Annotated in this window: 17 protein-coding genes; 3 read left to right on the top strand and 14 right to left on the bottom strand. The window is 34.4% G+C overall.

The features are described 5' to 3' along the window. Positions 1 to 391 precede the first annotated feature (391 nt). Positions 392 to 1,354, top strand: a complete 963-nt coding sequence (locus tag AQ616_RS08970; protein WP_017797716.1) for an LCP family glycopolymer transferase — start codon at positions 392 to 394, stop codon at positions 1,352 to 1,354. Positions 1,355 to 1,475: 121 nt separating this feature from the next. Then, on the top strand, positions 1,476 to 3,488 hold the full coding sequence (locus AQ616_RS08965; protein ID WP_069685584.1) for a penicillin-binding transpeptidase domain-containing protein: 2,013 nt from the start codon (positions 1,476 to 1,478) through the stop codon (positions 3,486 to 3,488). Between the two features lie 41 nt (positions 3,489 to 3,529). Here the strand turns inward: AQ616_RS08965 and AQ616_RS08960 are convergent, their stop codons facing one another. From AQ616_RS08960 to AQ616_RS08920, 9 genes are all read right to left on the bottom strand, one after another. Beyond that, entirely contained in the window at positions 3,530 to 3,973 is a 444-nt protein-coding gene (locus AQ616_RS08960) for an IDEAL domain-containing protein (protein ID WP_017797718.1), read from the bottom strand. Between the two features lie 147 nt (positions 3,974 to 4,120). Further along, complete coding sequence (locus tag AQ616_RS08955) at positions 4,121 to 4,480, bottom strand: DUF779 domain-containing protein (protein ID WP_017797719.1); 360 nt, start codon at positions 4,478 to 4,480, stop codon at positions 4,121 to 4,123. 14 nt (positions 4,481 to 4,494) lie between these two features. Beyond that, on the bottom strand, positions 4,495 to 6,015 hold the full coding sequence (gene exaC / locus AQ616_RS08950) for an acetaldehyde dehydrogenase ExaC (protein ID WP_017797720.1): 1,521 nt from the start codon (positions 6,013 to 6,015) through the stop codon (positions 4,495 to 4,497). Positions 6,016 to 6,230: 215 nt separating this feature from the next. Continuing rightward, entirely contained in the window at positions 6,231 to 6,416 is a 186-nt protein-coding gene (locus AQ616_RS08945; protein WP_017797721.1) for a cold-shock protein, read from the bottom strand. 370 nt (positions 6,417 to 6,786) lie between these two features. Beyond that, positions 6,787 to 7,527 carry a Cof-type HAD-IIB family hydrolase gene (locus AQ616_RS08940; protein ID WP_017797722.1) on the bottom strand — a complete coding sequence of 247 codons (741 nt, stop codon included), beginning with the start codon at positions 7,525 to 7,527 and terminating at the stop codon, positions 6,787 to 6,789. An 87-nt stretch (positions 7,528 to 7,614) separates the two neighbouring features. Then, the gene (locus AQ616_RS08935; RefSeq protein WP_017797723.1) at positions 7,615 to 7,866 is read right to left on the bottom strand and encodes a hypothetical protein; all 252 of its coding nucleotides are present in this window, start codon (positions 7,864 to 7,866) and stop codon (positions 7,615 to 7,617) included. Between the two features lie 10 nt (positions 7,867 to 7,876). Continuing rightward, a complete protein-coding gene (locus AQ616_RS08930; RefSeq protein WP_017797724.1) occupies positions 7,877 to 8,119 on the bottom strand; it encodes a DUF1648 domain-containing protein in 243 nt (80 codons plus the stop codon). Between the two features lie 35 nt (positions 8,120 to 8,154). Continuing rightward, entirely contained in the window at positions 8,155 to 8,658 is a 504-nt protein-coding gene (locus AQ616_RS08925) for a DUF1648 domain-containing protein (protein WP_069685583.1), read from the bottom strand. Continuing rightward, positions 8,648 to 9,256 carry a pyroglutamyl-peptidase I gene (locus AQ616_RS08920; RefSeq protein WP_017797726.1) on the bottom strand — a complete coding sequence of 203 codons (609 nt, stop codon included), beginning with the start codon at positions 9,254 to 9,256 and terminating at the stop codon, positions 8,648 to 8,650. Before AQ616_RS08920 ends, AQ616_RS08925 begins: the two co-directional genes overlap by 11 nt. A 181-nt stretch (positions 9,257 to 9,437) precedes the next feature. Between AQ616_RS08920 and AQ616_RS08915 the strand changes: the two genes are divergently transcribed. Beyond that, the gene (locus tag AQ616_RS08915) at positions 9,438 to 11,096 is read left to right on the top strand and encodes an SLC13 family permease (RefSeq protein WP_069685582.1); all 1,659 of its coding nucleotides are present in this window, start codon (positions 9,438 to 9,440) and stop codon (positions 11,094 to 11,096) included. A 40-nt stretch (positions 11,097 to 11,136) separates the two neighbouring features. On the opposite strand, the gene AQ616_RS08910 is transcribed toward AQ616_RS08915, so the two are convergent. The 5 genes from AQ616_RS08910 to motA all read right to left on the bottom strand — a co-directional run bounded on the left by AQ616_RS08910 (position 11,137) and on the right by motA (position 17,316). Beyond that, on the bottom strand, positions 11,137 to 12,354 hold the full coding sequence (locus tag AQ616_RS08910) for an MFS transporter (RefSeq protein WP_069685581.1): 1,218 nt from the start codon (positions 12,352 to 12,354) through the stop codon (positions 11,137 to 11,139). A 333-nt stretch (positions 12,355 to 12,687) separates the two neighbouring features. After that, the gene (locus AQ616_RS08905; RefSeq protein ID WP_017797729.1) at positions 12,688 to 13,155 is read right to left on the bottom strand and encodes a chemotaxis protein CheW; all 468 of its coding nucleotides are present in this window, start codon (positions 13,153 to 13,155) and stop codon (positions 12,688 to 12,690) included. 12 nt (positions 13,156 to 13,167) lie between these two features. Then, on the bottom strand, positions 13,168 to 15,204 hold the full coding sequence (locus tag AQ616_RS08900; RefSeq protein WP_069685580.1) for a chemotaxis protein CheA: 2,037 nt from the start codon (positions 15,202 to 15,204) through the stop codon (positions 13,168 to 13,170). A gap of 554 nt (positions 15,205 to 15,758) precedes the next feature. Next, a complete protein-coding gene (gene motB, locus AQ616_RS08895) occupies positions 15,759 to 16,538 on the bottom strand; it encodes a flagellar motor protein MotB (protein ID WP_017797731.1) in 780 nt (259 codons plus the stop codon). Then, on the bottom strand, positions 16,531 to 17,316 hold the full coding sequence (motA, locus tag AQ616_RS08890) for a flagellar motor stator protein MotA (RefSeq protein ID WP_017797732.1): 786 nt from the start codon (positions 17,314 to 17,316) through the stop codon (positions 16,531 to 16,533). Before motA ends, motB begins: the two co-directional genes overlap by 8 nt. Between the last annotated feature and the right edge of the window lie 150 nt (positions 17,317 to 17,466).

The raw sequence follows: 17,466 nt of genomic DNA, 5'->3' as shown, positions 1-17,466 counted from the left end.
AATTTTACCTAATTCGTTCGCAATAAGATTTTTTAAGTTCTTTATAAAGAACGATTAACCTAAGTATATTCACTTCCCTTGAATAAGAAAAGGAGTAAATTCTGCCATTTATTCTATATAAAGAACAATTATCTTTTGTTTACTTCTTTTTACTCAATTTTATGTAGTTTATTAAACTTTAAATTCTTTATAAAGAACAACATTCAAACACTAATATTGACTATATTTTGTTTAATTAATATAGCTAATATTAAAATAAATTGACTTTTCCTATAGACGCTCTCTTTTATTTCCGATATAATTTATGCAAGATTTGATATTCTTTTAGGTTTAATATCATACGAAAGTCTTAAATTGTCGAAATATACGATAAAGATAGCGGGGAATAATAGTGGCTTCTAGAACTGAGAGAAAGCACCATAAAAAACGTAAAAAATGGCCGTTTTGGGTTGGAGGAATTTTATTAGTACTTTTGTTATTAATTAGCGGTGGAATCTTCTTAATTTATAATCAAGTTGGTGCAGTTGTCGACACTATGCATAGTCCATTAACACGTGATAGTGATCCTGACAGACAAAAAGAAATTAATCAATTATATAAAGAAAAAGATGCGGTTAATATTCTATTGTTAGGTGTAGATGAAAGAGATGGAGATTTGGGTAGATCAGACACAATGATACTACTCTCCATTAATCCAAATACCGATAAAATGATAATGCTCAGTATACCGCGTGATACTTATGTGAATATTCCAGGAAGAGGAATGGACAAAATTAATCATGCATATCCGTTCGGTATTATAGATGATATCGGTGGACCTGACTTATCTGTGCAAACAGTGGAAGAAACTTTTAATCTATCCATTCATTCCTATATCCGTGTTAATATGGAAGGTTTCCAACAAGGAATTGATGCAGTTGGTGGTGTAACAGTTAATAATGCTCAAGCATTTAGTAGCAGTGGTTATAGCTTCCAAGAAGGGCAAATCACACTTGACGGTCAAGAAGCATTAGAATATATTCGTATGCGAAAGCAGGATAATCGTGGTGATTTAGGAAGAAATGATCGTCAACGCCAAGTAATTCAAGCTGCTATGAATGAAGCAGCAAGCTTCTCTAGCATTACGAAGGCCGGAGAAATCTTAGATATTTTAGGAAATAATGTACAAACAGATCTTGATATGGATAAATTACAAACGCTATTAACCAATTACGCAGGAGCACGTAATAATATCACTACAATGGAAATAGAAGGACATGGTGAAACTATAAACGGCATTTGGTATTATATTGTCAGCGATGAAGAGATTAATCGAATTAATTCTGAAATCACTGGGCATATGCAGCAACAATAACATAAAAGGTCACCTGTTCAGCGAGCAGTGTGACTTTTTCTATTCGTAAGAGAGAGATTCATATACTTACTTTAAAAAAATGCTATACTTAAAAACGAACAGATTTTATGGGGGTCTAATTATGTTTAAGAGATTATTAATGTTTGGGGTAATGGTCATTTTATTAGCAGCATGTTCCGATGATCAAGTTGCTCCAAATGATAGGCTAGAAGATTTTACAAGTAAGATGGAAGAAGAAAATTATGAAGGCTTGTATGATTATTTAACACCTGAAGCTAAAGATACTTATTCAGAGGAGGATTCAACGTTACGTACAAAAAATATATATGCTGATTTAAATGTAACCGATTTATCATTTGAAGTAGAATCATTAAGTGAAGATGCTTTAGACACTGCTTTTGAAGAAAAATCAGCTTCTGTACCTTTTCATGTTTCAATGGAAACACTAGCTGGACCGATTGAATTTGATTATGAAGCAAATTTAAAACTCCTTGGTGAAGAAGACGAGGAAAATTGGTATATCGATTGGAATCCTGGTTTTATTTTTTCTGAATTAGCGGATGGTGGAGATCTGGGTATTTCTTCAACTCCTCCTAAGCGCGGGGAGATATTAGATCGCAACAATATCCCATTAGCAATGAATGGAGAATTATATCAAATTGGGGTTGTTCCTGGTGAACTTGGAGAAAACGCTGAAGCAAACAAAGAGAAAGTAGCTGATTTACTTGGTCTTTCTGTTGAGAGTGTTAATGAAACATTGAATGCCTCCTGGGTAACGGAGGATGTGTTCGTTCCATTGGCAAGTATTATGACAGACAAAAATGAGCTATTCCAAGACTTAATGGCTATTGATGGTGTAACTTATCGAGAAATCACTGGAAGAATTTATCCAGGGGAAGAAGCTAGCGCACATCTAGTTGGGTATATACGAAATGTAAATGCAGAAGATCTTGAAGAATTAGATCCGGGTGAATACAGTGCAAATGATAAGATTGGATCACGCGGCCTGGAAAGTCTTTATGAAGAAAAATTGCGTGGTAAAAAAGGTGCTACTATTTATGTAGAACAAGAAGGACAGGATGATGTTCTAATAGCAGAAAAACCTGTAGAACATGGAGAAAATGTTCAACTCACGATTGATATCAATATACAAGAAAAAATATTTGATCAATTTGATGGTAACCCTGGTAATGCTACAGCAATAAATCCGTCCACTGGAGAGACAATGGCATTAGTAAGTAGCCCATCCTTTGATCCTAATGAAGCGTTATATGGAACTTCTGAAAATTTCTGGGGTGCTTTGGAAGAAAACGAGCTTAATCCTGTATTAAATCGATTTTCTGCGACTTTCGCTCCTGGGTCTGTGATTAAACCCGTAACTGCTGCTATAGGATTAGATAATGGATCCATCGCTTACGGTGAAGGAATGGAGATTAACGGATTGACTTGGAGTAATGGCGAAAACTGGGGTGATTATGAAGTTACTCGTGTATCTACCTCTAACGGTCCTGTAGATATAGATGATGCATTAATTAGATCTGATAATATTTTCTTCGCGATGAAAGCAGTAGAAATGGGTTCAGATGCTTATGTTGATGGGCTTCAATCATTTGGAGTTGGTGAAGAATTTCCTTATGAATATCCCGTTCCTGATTCAACAATATCGTCAAGCGGCGATTTAAATGATGAAGTTTTATTAGCGAACTCAAGTTATGGTCAAGGTGAACTTGAAATGAGTGCTATTCATCTTGCATCTACGTATACAACATTTCTTAATAAAGGTAATATGCTCAAACCTACCTTATTAGTCAATGAAGAAAAAAGTCAGGTATGGAAAGAAAACTTAATAACAGAAGAACAAGCTAATAACATTACAGATTCTCTTCGTAAAGTGGTAACAGAAGGTACCGGTAAAGCTGCCCAAGAAGCTGATTTCCCTATTTCAGGTAAAACAGGCACAGCTGAGCTTAAGCTTACTAGCGAAGATAGCGGTGACGAGAATAGTTGGTTTGTTGGATATCCAACTGAAGAACAAGATATTTTACTATCTATAATGATGGAAGGAACCAAAAACCATGACAGACCACCTGCTGTAGAAGTAGCTACTGATATCTTTATCAAGCTATATGAATAACGATCTAAAAGAACTCCACCAAAACAATGGTGGAGTTCTTTTTACAGTAGACTAGTTAATTTTATAAACATGTCATAATCATGTTGATCTAACGCTTTGTCAATTAATCGTTTAATATTATTTATTTCCAATTCTTTTATAATACGATGGACTTCTTTTTGATGATCGGTTATAGAGGTTGATTCTTCGGTTAAGTAATAGGATTCCGCAATTCCGTGTAACTGCTCTAAAAATTCAGGAATAGATATCAGTTGAGACATAGAAATAGTAATAATATCTTTTCCATTTTGGAAGGCAAAGACAGCATCCGTATTGACGATCCGCTTTGTTTTCCGGTCTATTCTAATCTCATTTGCCTCAACAGGAATGAATTGATACACTTTCTTATTCATCATTACCGAGAAATATTGATACGCCAAGATAATTCGGACAAACTTTTCTTCTGTCTTTACATAGTATGGCTTTAACATTTTAACTGTAACCACCTGTTCCACCTCCCATAGTATCTTATCATCAATCTAAATTTTCAGTTAATTCATTTTACACGACTTTAAGTTGAATTTCAAGGGTATTTCTAACTAACAATTATTTCAGAAGTCGTCAAATCACAATAGAAATTTGACGACTTCTGACTATATTTGAAGTTCAGATTTCTCTTCTTCTGTAAAAACTCTGGATCTAGTTAAAAATCTCTTTCCTTCCGGACCCTCTAAAGAAAACATACCGCCTCTTCCATCTATTACATCTATAATTAACTGTGTATGCTTCCAATACTCATATTGGTCTAAGGAAATATAGAAAGGTATATCACCTAGTAAGTGTCCAAGTAAAATATCCGATTCACCCGTACGCAATTCTCCCTTGGGGTAACACATCGGAGAACTTCCATCACAGCATCCTCCAGATTGATGAAACATTAATGGTCCATGTATATCCATCAGTTTTTTCATTAGCTGTTCGGCTTCTTTCGTCGTAGTTACACGTTCAACCATTATGCACACTCCTTCTAGAATAATCCAGCTGTTCCTTCACCATAACTAATGAGTAAATTTTTTGTTTGTTGGTAATGACCAAGCATCATGAGATGATTTTCGCGACCAATTCCTGATTTTTTATATCCGCCAAAAGCAGCGTGTGCAGGATATTGGTGATAACAATTGGTCCAAACACGTCCAGCTTCAATACCTCTCCCGAATCTGTAAGCAGTATTAATATCCCTTGTCCATATACCTGCACCTAAACCGTATAAAGTGTCGTTAGCAACTTCCATTGCTTCATCTTTATCCTTAAATGTCGTAACAGATAAAACTGGACCAAATATCTCTTCTTGGAAAACACGCATCTGATTATTGCCTTTAAATATAGTGGGTTCCACATAGTAACCTGCAGCTAGTTCACCTTCTAAAGCATTCACATTGCCACCAGTCAGAACTTCTGCTCCTTCTTGTTTTCCAATATCAAGATAAGATTTTATTTTCTCCATTTGTTCCTGAGATGCTTGTGCTCCCATCATCGTATCCGTATCTAATGGATGACCTATCTTTATTTTATTTACTCGTTCGATTGCTTTTTCCATAAATCGCTCATAAATAGATTCATGTACCAAAGCGCGAGATGGACAGGTACATACTTCCCCTTGGTTCAAGGCAAACATCACCAATCCTTCAATTGCCTTATCTACAAATGCATCATCTTTATCCATCACATCTTCAAAGAAAATGTTTGGTGACTTGCCCCCCAATTCTAATGTAACAGGAATTATATTTTCAGAGGCATATTGCATAATTAATCTTCCCGTGGTTGTTTCACCAGTAAATGCGATTTTTGAAATACGACTATTCGATGCCAATGGTTTACCCGCCTCTACACCAAATCCATTGACCACATTTACTACTCCATCTGGAAGTAGATCCCTAATTAAATCAAGCAATACATGAATAGAAGCAGGTGTTTGTTCTGCTGGTTTTAGTACTACACAATTTCCTGCAGCGAGCGCAGGTGCTAACTTCCACGTTGCCATTAAGATAGGAAAGTTCCACGGTATAATCTGACCAACAACTCCTAATGGTTCATGAAAATGGTAAGCTACCGTGTCATCGTCGATTTGACTTAAAGTACCTTCTTGCGCTCTTATAACACCCGCAAAGTATCTAAAATGATCAACAGCTAAGGGAATATCTGCAGCAAGTGTTTCACGTACCGCTTTCCCATTATCCCAGGTTTCGGCAACTGCAAGCTTCTCTAAATTATCTTCTATTCTGTCTGCAATCTTATTTAGTATTACAGCTCTTTCTGCAACCGATGTTTTCCCCCAAGAGTCTTTAGCCGCATGAGCTGCATTCACTGCAGCATCTACATCTTCTTTTGTTGAGCGTGCTATTTCACAGAACACTTCACCAGTTACAGGACTAACATTTTCGAAGTAATTACCGTTTATTGGAGGTTGATACTTACCACCAATAAAGTTATCATACCTTTTTTCAAAATTTACGATTGCATCTTGTGTATTTGGATTTGCATACCTCAAAATAGTTTCCTCCTTTTAATGTAAGCGATTACATTTATTGTGTGATTATCTTTGTTGTTTTACTAAGAAAAGTATATCAGATATCCACACACTTTTCCAATAATTCAATATATTATCAATAAATACATCTCCAGAACGTAAAAAAGACCCTTCTCCTTCCAAGGAGGGGGTCCTTACTAATAAAATTATAAAGATGTGTGTACTTAATAGAGATACTACTTTTTCATTTCAGGAATTACACGAACTTCTTTTTCCATTGATGAATTACATAGCGGACATGTCGGTTCTTCTTCAAAACTAAACGACTCTCTCATCCAACCTTGACAATCCCCACTCATACATGACCACACATTCGTTTCAACCTCTTGCACCGGTTCTTTCGGTCCTCTTGAAAAAGACATTAAAGCATCTCCTTTCTTCTCCATCTTCTATTATACGCTTTATTTTGCATAAAGGTAAGGGCATTAATGAGAAGAAAATTTAATTACTAAAAACTATAACAATGCAGATAGTAGAAGGTCTTTATTATAGTCTATGTAACAATGGAAATAATATACATAACTAGATACAATTATCATTATGATAACCCCAACTAACCCTATCATTTTCTATATTTTTTTATTTCTTAAAAGAAAATTTAGCAATTATGAAATTTACTCACTTATTATTAATATATGAATAAAGGAATCCGGCTCTAACAATGAGACGAAATTCCTTTTCATTTACTTATTAATTTTTTTAATTACATCTTTTATTCCAGTTCATCTTTTCCTATAACGCATATTTTTCGATCGCTTTTCCTACACCATCTTCTTCATTCGTATCTGTTGTATAGTTAGCAACTTTCTTTATAGCTACCTGGGCATTTCCCATAGCTACTCCAACACCTGATTCTTGAATCATCTTAATATCATTTAAGCTATCGCCAACTGCCATCACATTATCCATCGTAATTCCTATCTTCTCACATAAGAATTTTAATGCTTGTGCTTTACTAACACCTTTTGGATTTATCTCTATATTTGTAGGTAATGAATTGGTTAATTCCAATTCTTCATTATAGGATAATTCTTTTATCATTTGATCCAATTTATTCTTATCTTCAGAAGCACATCCGAATTTTAACCATTGGTGGTCATACAAGTTATCTGGAGCATGCCCTCTAAAAACTTTTTCAGTCGAAATCATCCAACAATGCATATTTTTTTCTCTAGCAAGCAAATACATTTTTTCAACTGTTTCCGTTTTAAGTAAATGTTCTTGTAATAATTCTTTTTCTACAGTCCAAATCTGTCCCCCATTTGCAGTAATAAGGTAAGAAGTCAATCCTAATTCTTCTGCAAATGGAAAACACGTATCCCAACTTCTTCCCGTACTTAATATTACATCGATTCCTTGCTCCATTGCATTCTGAATTGCTTTTTTATTTCGTTCAGAGACTTCATGTTCCGGGGTTAATAATGTTCCATCCATATCTAATGCAATTAGTTTCACTCGTTGTTTATCTGACATTCATACAAACTCCTTTATGCTTCAACTTCATCTATATTCTATAGTATACGGTAATTGTTATATGGAATTCCAATACAATACTTTACTTTAATCTAGTTTATGCTTGCGTATTCTTATGAAAAAATAAATAATATGAATGAGTATGCCGATCATTAATCCTTTAATTAGCCATGGTGTCTCAGATACAATTTGTTCATGTTGCGCGTCATTTATAGTTTGCCATACAGTTGAACTCATAAACAGAACTAAAAATAAACCTAATGTAGCTAACATTAATCTTCCTTCTTTATAAACAGGTTCTGCATTTTCCTCTGTTACTTTTACTGGATAGTTACTCATGTATGGTATCTTACACATAAAAGAAAAAACGAAAGAAAAGATAGTAGTGATTATTGGAAATATCCATTCCTCCTTTTGACATTGTTCTTGTAATTTCTCCGTTAAAATTATAATGTGCAGGAATCTGATCTGGTAGAGAACTATATTGTAAAGTAACAAAAAGATATAGTAGTCCTAGAAACGTATAAGTGATGATATGTATTCCTCTTTCTAATCGTGTTGCAGGTACTTCTATAATAGGATTTGTTTTCATTTAATTCTCTCCTATATCCTAGTATAGTTTACTTCTTAATCCAGTTTATGTCTCCTCATACGGATAATGAAATAAAAAAGGTGGATAAAAATAGAAATTAGAAGTATGTTTATCCACAGATTAGACATTTGATTACCTGGATTCAAAGCATCATAAATTATATTTATCTCCAATACAAAAAACAAAATAACGATGAGCACATTCATAGTACACACCATTAATCTTCCTTCTTTGTACACCCCTTCTGCATTTTTTTCTGTAACCTTAAGTGGATAATTAAACATATAAGGTACTTTACATATGAAAGAAATAGGAATAATTATTAGAGCTGAAATTACTGGTAGGAGCCATATTAATACTTTTGAATCCATTCGTGTAATCTCCCCGCTAGAATTATAATGAGCAGGTATTTCTCCAGGTAGTCTAGAATATTGTGTTCCAATATAAATAAACATCACCAAAAGTCCAAGGTAGGTTATGATATGCATAATAACTTCAAATTTCGTAGGAGGAATTTTAATAATTGGATTAGTTTGCATAATCTAAACATCCAATACATATTTCTACAGCACGCTGAAGATCCTTTTGCGCAAAACTCGGGACAGCATTTGTTAGTGCTAGCTTATGAGATGCAGGTATGTGAATAAATCCTGAAGGAATATCTAGCTTTTTTTGCTGAATTTCATGTAATGCACGATACATCACATGATTACATACATAAGCTCCTGCGGTATTAGATATTTTTGCAGGTATACCGTTATTTTCTAGTTCTTTCACCATCGTTTTAATCGGTAACGTACTAAAATAACCATCTGGCCCATCATCTATGATCTTTTCTCCATCGGGTTTATACCCTTGATTATCTTTAGGACCTTCATTACAATTAATTGCTATTCTCTCTGGAGTTATTCGATTACGTCCAGCAGCTAATCCTAATGATATTATTGCACTGGGTTGTACTTTATGTATATTCTCCACCAAATGTTCTCCAGCTAAATGAAAATCTACAGGGATTACTTCGCCTATAATTTCCCACCCATTTAAATTTTCTTGATGTAAAGCTTGAACAATATCTTCGGTTGGATTAATTAGATTATCTAAAAAAGGTTCAAATCCAGTTAACAATACTTTTTTCATGACATCGTCCCTTCCCCACTTTCTATTATTCTATCAAAATAATGGATTAATTTCGACAATTTAAAGTATAATTATGACGGTAATTTGAACTTATCTAGGATGTAAACGCAACCAATTTTTGTTGTGTGTTTTTTTATATGCATGTATAATTTGAATAAGTCTGAAAAAAGGGGGAGTTTTTATGTTACAGCTGACGTGGCATTGGATGTGGGAGAAACACGATCAAGTAAAAGATCTTTTTCGTTTATTTGTTAAACCAAGCGAAGTTATCGAGAAGAATAAAAAAAATGGGACTACTCCATCATCCACAACGAATAATAATAACGGGGATGATGGGGGAAATAAACGTCAATATAACAAGGCACAATTAATCGGATTATTTCTTGGACCGATTTCATTTATATTAACGCTATTATTCTTTTCGCCAGAAGGGCTAAGCAGTGAAGGGCAAGCAGTACTTGCAAGTACCATATGGATAGCAATTTGGTGGATGACAGAAGCTATTCCAATTCCTGCAACCGCATTGTTACCAATAATCCTTTTTCCACTCACAAATGGATTAGACATTGGTGCAACAACATCTGCATATGGAAGCGATACAATTTTCTTATTCATGGGAGGATTTGTCATTGCACTTGCAATGGAACGTTGGAATTTACATAGAAGAATCGCCATTAGTATTATATCCGTTATTGGAACGAATACAGATCGAATTATTTTAGGATTCATGGTAGCTACAGGATTTTTATCGATGTTTATTTCCAATACAGCTACTGCCATGATGATGGTACCTATCGGATTAGCAATAATTTATCAGGTTTCTGATACATTAAAGGAACAAGGTGGATTTGATACAAGTCCAGAGAACTTTTCATTTGGTAAATCTCTCATGTTAGGTATTGCGTATTCAGCTTCGATCGGTGGAATGGCTACATTAATTGGTACTCCACCAAATGTTATTTTTGCAGGTACAATTAATACGATGTATGGTATAGAGATTTCTTTTGCATCTTGGATGATGTTCGGTGTGCCTTTTGCATGGATATTTATATTTCTGACATGGTTCTACCTATCAAAAATAGCTTTCAAAATGGAAGTTACTCAAATTCCTGGTGGCGCAAAGATAATCAAAGAAGAAAAGAAAAAGCTTGGAAATGCTTCATATGAAGAAAAAGCCGTATTTGTCGTATTTATCTTAGCTGCTATAGCATGGATTTCTCGTGAATTTTTATTAGGTCCTTATGTGAGCGAGAATATTAATGACGCAATTATCGCAGTCACGGCAGCTTTAGTTCTATTCTTAATACCTGCCAAGAATAAAAAAGGTGATTTTCTTATGAATTGGGAAAGCGCTATAAAACTACCATGGGGGATCCTCTTACTATTTGGCGGGGGTTTAGCTATTGCTGCAGGCTTTACAGCTTCGGGACTATCTGATTGGATTGGTGAACAACTTGCTGGCTTAGAAAATGTCGCTCCAATTATTATTATTCTATCTATTGCAGCGCTTGTAGTCTTCTTAACTGAAATTACGTCTAATACAGCAACAGCTACAATGATGTTTCCAATTATGGCAGCGCTAGCAGTCGCAGTTGGGGTTCATCCGTTTATTCTTATGATTGCTGCAGCTCTAGCAGCATCTTGTGCATTTATGTTGCCAGTTGCCACACCACCAAATGCAGTTGTATTTGGATCTGGGTATTTACGAATACCAGATATGGCAAAAGCTGGTTTCGCACTTAATATTCTTGGAATTATACTCGTAACTTTAACCGTATATTTCCTTGTACCAATGGCTCTAGGAATAGATATAAATGAAATTCCTGCCTATATAGAATAATACATATAAAAGGTGGTCGAGAAACATTTTCGATCATCTTTTATATAGCAGTTTCTTTATTTTCGCGCTTTTTATCAACCCGAAATTGCACATATCGCTTCAACAGAATGTAAATAAGAGGTAACATTAATGCTACCGTAAAAATGCCGTTCCATCCAAACATATTCCATAAAGGTCCTGCAGAACTTCCTAATGTTACGCCAATATAATAAGACACTAGATATAAACTAGATGCACTTCCTTTATGATGCGTGGCTCTCTCTGTAACAGAAGCTGCAGTTAAAGAATGTGTAGTGAAGAAACCTAAACAAATGATACATAGTCCTATTACAATAACTGGCACTGATGTACTCAAAGTAAGTGCAGTTCCAAGACATAATACTACAATCCCTCCTATTTGAACATTCGGTAACCCAAGTCTACTAGCTAACCATCCTGCCATTGGTGCACCGATAATTCCTAAACCATATGCGTAGAATGTGTTAGAAATCCCTTGTAGTGACATTGAGAAAGTATCTGACTCAAGATGGAAAGGTAAAAATGTCCAAATGGAAGTAAAAGCATACTGCAATACAACACCTAGTCCAAAGACGACAATCATGGATGGATCCTTTAAATGATATAACATTCCCTGTAAATCTTTACCTATACTGACTTTACTAGGATGAAAAAATTTTGATTTCGGTAATAATAGAGTCATAAGTATAAAAATAAAAATACCTAATGCGGCTAATACATAAAATCCTATTTCCCATGAGAACTCAGCAGCTAGTGAACCTGTTAATACTCTTCCAACCATACCTCCTAGTGCGTTACTAGATATATAGAGAGCAGTCGCTATACTAGCACTTCGCCGATCTATTTCTTCACTAATATAAGCAAGTGCTGCAGCTGGTAAACCAGCAAGCAGAAATCCTTGCACAAAACGAAGCGTAATAATTAATATAAAATAATCAACCATAGGTATTAATAAGAATGGAATAGCAGCACCTATTAAGGATAATTTAATAAATACGGTTCTACCAATTCGATCGGAAATAAAACCAAAAATAATTAATCCAATAATCAGACCAACGATATTCATAGATATAGTTAATGTTGATTGAGACACGGATATCTGAAATTCCTGTACAAAGACACTCGATAAAGGTTGTACGGCATAGAGACTAGCAAAAATAAAAAAGGAACCTAGTGCTAAAGCAAATGATATTCTCCAAAAAAAAGCGTCCTTCACTCCATATTTATTGTCTTTCTTCATATGTATGACCTTCTTTGTATAAAAATTCTGTTACTTCCAATAATTACTATAACACATTAAGTGAGACACATTCAGAGGATTTTTCCTTATTTCCCTACAAAATGTACATCATTATTTATGTGGAATTTATCCCTACCTATCCTCTTTCTCTTAACCTTAATGGCTTGAACTGTTCAATCTCTGCTGATTTACATGCTCGATACGTATTCTAAGAAGGATTCTCTTCTACACATATGGACAATATAATCGAGTAATTTACATATTTCCTGGGAAATAAAAAAGCTTCTAGCGGATTTTTGAATCCTTCTAGAAGCTATATATGTTAAAAATCAATTAAATTTCTTCTTCCAATACTTCTATTAGTTCATTAGTTTCTTCAAAGTTAATAATTTGTTCTAATTGAAGAATTAATAATAAACGTTTATCAACTTTTGCTACTCCTTTTAAGAAGGTATCGCGAACTTTTCCAACTAACTTTGGAGGTTCTTCTATCATTTCTTCCTCAATATCGATTACTTCTGTAGCAGCATCCACTACCATTCCAATTTGCATCTCATTTACATGTACGACTAGTATTCTTGTATTATCTGTCTCTTCTAACTGATTTAGTAGTAATCTTTCTCTTAAATCAATAACAGGAGTAGTTTCTCCTCGTAGTTTAGTCACGCCTTTTATAAACTCGGATGTACGTGGAACTTCAGTTATTGTCTGCATTCTTTCAATTGATATAATTTGTTGAACATTTACTGCAAATATTTGCTCTTGTAGTTTGAACAGTATATATTTCTTAGACTCTACCATCTTGTTTCCTCCTTACTTGACTAATGCATTGGGATCAATAATTAACGCTACTTCACCATCCCCTAGTATTGTTGCTCCTGAAATGGCAAAAACTTCGCCTAGGTAATTTCCTAATGATTTTAACACGACTTCTTTTTGTCCAATGAAAGCGTCAACGATAAGTCCCGTCAGTTTTTCCCCTTTTTTCACAACAACAATTGCATAATTTTGTTGATCTGGTTTCTTTTCCATTGCCGGAACATTGAATATAGAAGCTAACGATACAATTGGAATGACTTTACCTCTAAAATCCATTACTTCTTTTCCGTGTGCAAGCATTATTTTATTCTTCGGTAAAACAACTGTTTCTATGATGGAAGAAAGTGGTACAGCATATGTTTCTTTTTGAACAGAAACAAGTAAAGTAGCAATTATTGATAATGTTAAAGGTAGCTGAATGGAAAATATACTGCCTTGCCCCGCGTTCGTTTCAATGGAGACTTGACCCCCTAGAGATTCAATTTTACTTTTTACGACATCAAGTCCTACTCCGCGTCCTGAGATATCCGATACCTTATCGGCTGTACTAAATCCAGATGACATTATAAATGCAGCTATTTGGTCATCGGTTAATAATTCTGCTTCTTGTTCTGTTATTAATCCATTTTCAATCGCTTTAGACTGCACCTTATCTCGATTTATACCTGCTCCGTCATCCTCTATTTCTATAAAAACATGGTTTCCGCTATGGAAAGCACGTAGAACGAGTTTACCTTCTTCCGGTTTACCATGTTTTCTACGTTCTTCTGGTATCTCAATACCATGATCGACTGAATTGCGTATCAGATGCACTAAAGGATCGCCGATTTCATCAATAACAGTACGGTCTAATTCAGTATCTGCACCGATTATTTCTAATGAAATTTGTTTATTTAGATCTTTGGATAACCCTCTAATCATACGTGGAAAACGATTGAATACTTGTTCAATCGGAACCATGCGCATAGCCAAAATAAGAGATTGCATGTCTGACGAAACTCTACTCATATGTTCGACAGTTTCCTTTAAATCTATATCATCTATTGTTTCTGATATTACTTCTAATCGGCTGCGATCTATTACCACTTCTTCAAATAAATTTAATAAATCATCGATTTTTTCTAAATTAACACGAATTGTTCGAGAAGAGGATGTTCTTTTTTCTGATTTGTTTTTTGAATTCTCTTCTTTCTTCACAACTGCAGGTTGAATATCTACTGCTTCATTGTCTTTTTTAATACTTTCTTTTTCACTCTCGACTGAACCCAATGTTTTAGAAAGAAGTTGTATATTTGCTTCTTTCACTTCAGATACCTTTTCAATAATTTCTTTAATGGTATTTGATGAATCACCTGTTAGCAATGTTAATTGAAATGATTGTCCGAAGTTTCCGTCTTCAATTTCTTCAACTGTTGGTGTAGTTTGAATAATCTCTCCATGACTTTCTAAAGCTTCAAACACCATATAGGCTCTCGCACCTTTAAGAATACATTCATCACTTAATTCTATTGATATTTGATATGGTTCAAATCCTTGTTCTTTCGCTTGTTTTAAAATGGTTAATTGAAATTCATCTAAATCCAATTTTTCTACATCTACTGTATTTACTTGTTGGTCAGGTATAATTATCGTTTCCGTTGTCGCTGCAACCTCACCTTTTTCGATTTGTTCTAATCGTGATAAAAGGGTAGTAACATCTTTTTTTCCATCATTACCTTCACTAATAGACTGAACCATTTCTTCCAAATACTCTATTCCTACGATAATGCTATCTATGATTTCAGAATTGACAGTTAACTGATGATTACGGATTAAATCTAATACATTTTCCATCTTATGGGTTAAGGAAGCGATATCCTCAAATCCCATTGTAGCTGACATTCCTTTTAACGTATGGGCAGATCGAAATATTTCATTGACGATACTAATATCTTCGGGTTCTTTTTCTAACTGTAAGATATTATCATTAATTATTTGAAGGTGTTCTCTGCTTTCATCTAAAAACATATCTAAGTATTGCTCTGTCTCCATAGGTCATGTATCCTTTCCTCTTTTTCATTCTATTCTTTTTATATGAATCAATTTCATAATAAGATTTTTATGTGAAATCCGAATGTCATGCTGTTTTGATTTTCATTAGACGGATGCTTTTCCGCAGGTTCCGGTTTTTAGCTAACTTGAAAAGAAGAACACTTTTCAAGTTGATATTCAGCTAGCTATTCTGAGTAGGAGTCGCCGTCTTTCATTACAATCAAAGCCAAGTTATTCTTATACTTCGAACATTATCATACAACTATTACTAAAATATTCGTTTTTGAATGAAACTTAGCAATTAAGAAATTGAATTGCCTCATATAATTATGTATGGAATTTATTAGAACTATTTCCCTAGTATTTATATCGGCACTTCCCTGTATATATAAAGTGTAATTAGTAGATAAAGTAACAGATTTAATAATGAAAAAGAGGTCGGACAGAAGTTTTATTGAAGGAACAGTACTTAAGGCTTAAGGGTATACGTTAGTACATTGTTCATCTTCTTTAAATAAACTTTGTGTTATGTCCAAACCTCTTTAATATCATTATTATTCTGGTACTTGAATATCATAATTTGGTAATATTAATACTTCCACACGTCTGTTTATTGCTCTGTTTTCAGGACTCGTATTCGGTACAATTGGATGAAATTCTCCGTATCCTTTTGCACTAAACAAAGTAGGATCTAACTCTTTATTCTCTAAGATTAACGTCATAAAATTAATTGCTCGCGAAACACTTAATTCCCAATTCGAATTATATTCTTCTGTTTCAATCGGGACATCATCTGCATGTCCACTAATCACTACTTGATGCGGCGGCTCTGTATATAATAAGGCGGAAACATCGTTTGCTATTTCTTTGCTAGTTTCTTTTACTTCTGCACTTCCTGAATCAAAAAATACTTCATTAACCAAAGTTATCATTAATCCTTCATCCGTTAATTCCGTACCCAATTGTTCTGTCAGTTCATGGTCTTTTATATAATGATTAATTTGTGTCTGTAATGCTTGTAAATCTCTTAATTCACTTTCGCTTTGGTCTACTTCTTCATCCTGTTCTTCTATATCCTCGTCTTCATCTTCTTCGGTGCCTTCTTCAACTGGAGGTGGTACGGGCATTTCTTGATGGTCAAGGACTCCAGATCCTGCATTAGAAAATTCACTTCGAAATACGCTTGCGAGTTGCTCATATTTTTGTATATTAATATCACTCATGGCAAACAATACGATAAACAAAGCAACTAATAGAGTAAGTAGGTCTGCATAAGGAAGCAACCAAGATTCATCCATATGTGATTGGCTTTTCTTCTTCCGTCTCCTACTCATCCGAATTCCCCTCTTTTAACGAAGCTACATCTTTTGATGTAAGTAAAGAACCAAGTTTTTCCTGAACGATTAAACGGGAATCCCCAGTAGTAATTGATAAAATTCCTTCAACAATAATTTCTTTTTGTAAAACTTCTCTTTTCGATTTTTCACGTAATTTATTTGCAAATGGATGCCATAGAACATAACCAGTAAATATCCCTAATAAGGTCGCAATAAATGCAGCTGATATGGCAGCACCTAGTGCATCAATATCCGACATGTCCCCCAAAGCAGCTATCAATCCAATAACCGCTCCTAGAACTCCTAGCGTTGGAGCATATGTACCTGCCTGAGTAAAGATAGCTGCCCCTTCTTCATGCCGCTGTTCCATTGCCTCTATCTTTTCAAGCATAATATCTTTTATAAAATCTGGAGATTGTCCATCAATAGCAAGTTGTAAACCTGATGATAAAAAGGGATCATCGACTTCATTAACTTGCTGCTCTAGTGACAAGATTCCTTCTTTTCTTGTTTGATCCGCCCACTCACTAAACATTTCAATTATTTCTTTGGTGTTTGCTTGTTTAGGTTCTGTAAATATAATCTTAAAAAGTGCAGGTATCTTCTTTAAAGTACTTCCAGGAAATGCTATCGTAACTGCTGCCGCAGTCCCTAATAAAATAATTAAAATTGCTGCTGGGTTAATAAGAGCTTCCAGTCCCACCCCTTTTAATACCATTCCAACTCCAACGGCAATGAGGCCTAATATTAATCCAATAATTGATGTCTTATCCATTGATATCCTCCTATTAACAAAAGTTACTAATCTTTTTATCGGTAATTTTTATAACTTTTGTAGAAGTAGAGTTGTAATTTTTTGCAATAAGATAAATTGTCTCTAGATATTTCCATAGTGTATAAGATATACTCATAACTTTTTTTAAAA

Source organism: Oceanobacillus sp. E9 (genome assembly GCF_001741975.1).
Classification (GTDB): domain Bacteria; phylum Bacillota; class Bacilli; order Bacillales; family Amphibacillaceae; genus Oceanobacillus; species Oceanobacillus kimchii.
The sequence above is the reverse complement of the archived record's forward strand: the minus strand, read 5'-3'. Positions and strand labels throughout refer to the sequence as shown.